Here is a 4,113-nt window from a genome sequence, read left to right on the forward strand (position 1 = left end):
GCACGGCGTACAGACCGGTGATGAGGCCCTCGTCGATCCGCAGCGCCAGGACCGTGTCGATCTCGCCGTCCCGTCGGACGATCAGCGCCGGGTCGCCGTTGACCCGTGCGGTCTTGAGCACCGTCGTGGCCGCGAGCCGGCCCAGGAGGCCTGCCACCCGGTCGGCTCCCACGACGGGCTCGAGCGCGGCCCGTACAACTCCGCCGCCGTCGGTCAGCAGGACGACGTCCGGCGCGAGGACGTCGAGCAGGCGTTGCAGGTCGCCCGTCTCGACCGCCCGGCGGAACGCCTCGACGGTGCGGCGGGTCTCCGCGGCGGAGGCGACGCCACGGGGTCGGCGCGCGGCGACGTGGGCGCGTGCCCGGTGGGCGATCTGGCGGACCGCGGCCGGGGTCTTGCCGACGGCTTCGGCGATCTCGTCGTACGCCAGGTCGAACACCTCGCGCAGGACGAACACCGCCCGCTCGGTCGGGGTGAGGGTCTCCAGGACGAGGAGCATCGCCATCGACACGCTGTCGGCCAGCTCGGCGTCCTCTGCCACGTCGGGCGCGGTCAGCAGCGGCTCGGGCAGCCAGGGGCCGAGGTAGGACTCCTTGCGGCGGCCGAGGGTGCGCAGATGGGTGAGCGCCTGGCGCGTGGTGATCCGGACGAGGTACGCGCGCTGGTCCCGCACGGTGCCGGGGTCGACGCCCGTCCACTTCAGCCAGGTCTCCTGCAGGACGTCCTCGGCGTCGGCGGCCGAGCCGAGCATCTCGTAGGCGACGGTGAACAGCAGTCTGCGGTGGGCGACGAACGCCTCGGTGACGTCATTCATGCTCCCCAGACGCCGGCCGGCGTCGTTCTGTGACATCGGCGGCCGGTGACTCACGCCACAGCGTCGTGTCGTCACAGGGGGCGGGGCGCCGGCGTCTTGTGTTCGCCCCATGCGACAGCGCACGACATCACGAATGAGGACGGCGTCATGGAACCCCGTTTCAACCTGTTCGACAGCCCGACCGCCGCGAAGGTCGCCAAGCGGTTCTACAACACCTCGCTGGTCCTGGAGGAGTCGACCCTGCCGAGGTCCCTGCGGGAGCTGGTGCAGCTGCGGGTCAGCCAGATCAACGGCTGCGGCTTCTGCGTGGACGCCCATGCCAAGGAGGCCGCGGCCGAGGGCGAGACCGCGGTCCGGCTCAGCCTGGTCGCCACCTGGCGGCACAGCACCGTGTTCACCGAGGCCGAGCGGGCCGCGCTGGCGCTCGCCGAGGAGGGCACCCGGCTCGGCGAGCGGGGCGTGTCCGACGAGACCTGGGCCGAGGTGCGCAAGCACTACGACGACGACCAGATCGGTGCCCTGGTCTGCGTCGTCTCCCTGATCAACGCGGCCACCCGGATGAACGTGATCGTGCACAACCCGGGCGGCTCGTACGAGCCCGGGTTGTTCGCCCGTACGGCCGGCTGACCGGCGCCACGCGCGGTGGGCCCGTCCCGGGGTCGTTCGGTCCCGGGGCGGGCCCGCCGCGTCGGACGTTCCGTGTCAGCCCTGCTCCTGCGGCTCTCCGCTCCGGGCGGCCGCCCGGTCCCGGACATGGCGGCGCAGGCCGTCGAGGGAGACGTCCTCCAGGCTGTCCGCGAAGATCCGGTCCGGGCCCGGGGGCACCGGCAGCATGGAGGGGACGACCAGGACGGTGCAGCCGGCCGCGTCGGCCGAGGCGGCTCCGTCCGGCGAGTCCTCGACGGCCACGCACGCCGCGGCCGGTACGCCGAGCCGCCGGGCGGCCGTGCGGTACGGGTCGGGGTGCGGCTTGGTGCGTGCGGTGTCGTCGGCGGAGACCGTGAAGGCGAACGGGACGTGCGCGAGCGCGCCGCCGACCACCGAGTCGACCACCGAACGGGGTGACGCGCTGACCAGCGCGAACGGCAGTCCTGCCCGGGCCAGTTCGGTCAGGAGCCGGTCGGCTCCCGGGCGCATCGGCGCGCCCTCGTCGACGCGCCTCTGGAAGGCGGTGGTCAGCGCCGTCGCGATGCCGTCCGGGTCGGGCGCGCCGGTGGCTCGTACGAGGTGGGCGGCGGTGTCCTCGACGGCGCGGCCGACGACCTCGGGCGCGTCGGCGTCGGTGAGCCGGTGTCCGAGGCGGGCGGCGACCTCCTCCGTTGCCTGCCACCAGAGGACCTCGGTGTCGACGAGGGTGCCGTCCATGTCGAAGAGGACGGCGGCGAGTCCGCTCACCGCTCCGCCTTCGGGACGACGAGGACGGGGTGCGGGGCGAGGCCGACGGTGGCGCGGGCCCCCGGCGTGAGTTCGCCCGCGTCGCGCGACGGGAGGTCCGCCTTGACCGTCGTGCCGCGGTGGTCGAGGTGGACGCGGGTGACGGAGCCGAAGAAGGAGGTGGAGACGATGACGGCCTCGCCGTCGGTGTCGGCGGTCACGGTGACGTTCTCGGGGCGGACGAGCACCTCGACGTCGCGGGTGTCGGGGACGTCCCCGTCGACGGGGAGGCGGCTGCCCGCCGCTTCCACCAGGCCGGAGTCCGTGAGCCGGCCCGGCAGGCGGTTCATGGTGCCGACGAACTCGGCGACGAAGGCGGTCGCGGGCCGGCGGTAGAGCTCGGCGGGGGCCGCGCACTGCTCCAGCTTGCCGGCGTTGAGGACGGCGACGCGGTCCGCCATGGACAGCGCCTCCTCCTGGTCGTGGGTGACGAACACGGTGGTGATGCCGAGGGAGAGCTGGAGCCGGCGGATCTCCTCGCGCAGGCTCAGCCGGACCTTGGCGTCGAGCGCGGAGAGCGGCTCGTCGAGGAGCAGGACGCGGGGGCGGAGCGCGAGGGCACGGGCCAGGGCCACGCGCTGCTGCTGGCCGCCGGACATCTGGTGCGGGTAGCGGTCGCCGTGCTCGGGCAGACCGACGAGGTCGAGGAGTTCGGCGGCGCGGGCGTGGCGCTCGGCGGCCCCGGTCTTGCGGACGCGGAGGCCGAAGGCGACGTTGTCGCGGGCGGTGAGGTTGGGAAAGAGGCTGTACGACTGGAAGACCATGCCGGCGTCGCGGCGGTTGGCCGGGACGTGGGTGATGTCGGCCCCGTCCACGAGGACCTCGCCGGAGTCGGGGCGTTCGAAGCCGGCGAGGACCCGCAGGGCGGTGGTCTTGCCGCAGCCCGACGGGCCGAGGAGCGCGAGGAGTTCGCCCGGTTCGGCGGTCAGGTCGAGGCCGTCGAGGGCGGTGGTGGTGCCGAACGCGCGGCGCAGGCCGCGGAATTCGACGCGGGCCCCGGTGGCGGCGGTGGACTCCGTCCGTTCCGCTGTGGCAGAGGTCATGGGTCAGGACTCCTTGCGGGAGGTGCGGGGGGCTCCGGGCGTGCCGGTCTGCGCCGTTCCGGCCCGGGACAGGACGAGGAGCAGCAGCCAGGTGATGACGAGGCTCAGGAGGGAGACGGCCACCGACATGCGGGCCTGGGCGCCGGAGATGGAGACGATCCACACGGCGAAGGGCCGGAAGCCGAGGATCGAGGCGATGGAGAACTCGCCGAGGACCAGGGCCAGGGTGAGGAAGGCGGCGCCGGCGAGCGAGGAGCGCAGGTTGGGCAGGATCACCCGGAGCATGACGTACGGCCAGGACGCCCCGCAGTTGCGGGCGGCCTCGACGAGCGTGGGGACGTCGATCGCGCGCAGTCCCGCGTCGAGGGAGCGGTACACGAACGGCAGGGCCATGACGGTGTACGCGAGGACCAGGACGAAGGGGAAGTCCTCGTTCTGGACGGCGAGGAACGTCTGGTAGAGCGGGGTCCGCGAGAGGTGGTCCGGGCCCCAGCGCAGTACGGTGCTGATGCCGGTGACGAGCGCGATCGGCGGCACCACGAGCGGCAGCATGCACATCACCTCGACGACCGGCCGCAGGCGCGGCGCGCCGAGCCGGACCGCGACCAGGGCGGGCACGGCGAGGAGCAGGGAGAGCGCGATGGTGGCGGCGGCGAGGCCGAGGGACAGCAGCAGGCTCTGGGTGAATCCGTCGGCGGAGAGCAGTGCGGTGTACGCCTCGAAGGAGACGCCCTGGCCGGGGGTGTGCACGGTGAAGACGAACGAGGCGATCAGCGGGACGAGGAAGTAGGCGCCGCCGAGGCCGAGGACGAGGCCGCGCCA

At 73.6% G+C, this 4,113-nt stretch carries 5 protein-coding genes; 1 reads left to right on the plus strand and 4 read right to left on the minus strand.

The window, feature by feature from the left end; translation table 11 throughout:
* Positions 1-814: RNA polymerase sigma-70 factor (locus tag CCN56_RS34875; RefSeq protein ID WP_179200091.1), on the minus strand; the 814-nt coding region annotated here is incomplete at its 3' end.
* Between the two features lie 147 nt (positions 815-961).
* Between CCN56_RS34875 and CCN56_RS34880 the strand changes: the two genes are divergently transcribed.
* Positions 962-1,441: a carboxymuconolactone decarboxylase family protein gene (locus CCN56_RS34880; protein WP_086831803.1), complete on the plus strand. Its 480-nt coding sequence runs from the start codon at positions 962-964 to the stop codon at positions 1,439-1,441.
* 75 nt (positions 1,442-1,516) lie between these two features.
* Here the strand turns inward: CCN56_RS34880 and CCN56_RS34885 are convergent, their stop codons facing one another.
* The 3 genes from CCN56_RS34885 to CCN56_RS34895 form a co-directional block, all read right to left on the minus strand.
* Positions 1,517-2,209: an HAD family phosphatase gene (locus CCN56_RS34885; RefSeq protein WP_256962336.1), complete on the minus strand. Its 693-nt coding sequence runs from the start codon at positions 2,207-2,209 to the stop codon at positions 1,517-1,519.
* Entirely contained in the window at positions 2,206-3,291 is a 1,086-nt protein-coding gene (locus CCN56_RS34890; protein WP_086831804.1) for an ABC transporter ATP-binding protein, read from the minus strand. The genes CCN56_RS34885 and CCN56_RS34890 overlap by 4 nt, the downstream gene beginning before the upstream one ends.
* Before the next feature lie 3 nt (positions 3,292-3,294).
* The coding region (locus CCN56_RS34895) for an ABC transporter permease (RefSeq protein ID WP_256962337.1) at positions 3,295-4,113 on the minus strand (819 nt) is incomplete at its 5' end.

The sequence above is a fragment of the Streptomyces sp. NRRL B-24572 genome (genome assembly GCF_002156145.1).
Taxonomy (GTDB): Bacteria; Actinomycetota; Actinomycetes; order Streptomycetales; family Streptomycetaceae; genus Streptomyces; species Streptomyces vietnamensis.

Excerpts from the sequence above, each read along its gene's own strand:
- CCN56_RS34880 (WP_086831803.1), top strand. The coding sequence starts at position 962 with ATGGAACCCCGTTTCAACCTGTTCGACAGCCCGACCGCCGCGAAGGTC.
- CCN56_RS34890 (WP_086831804.1), bottom strand. The coding sequence starts at position 3,291 with ATGACCTCTGCCACAGCGGAACGGACGGAGTCCACCGCCGCCACCGGG.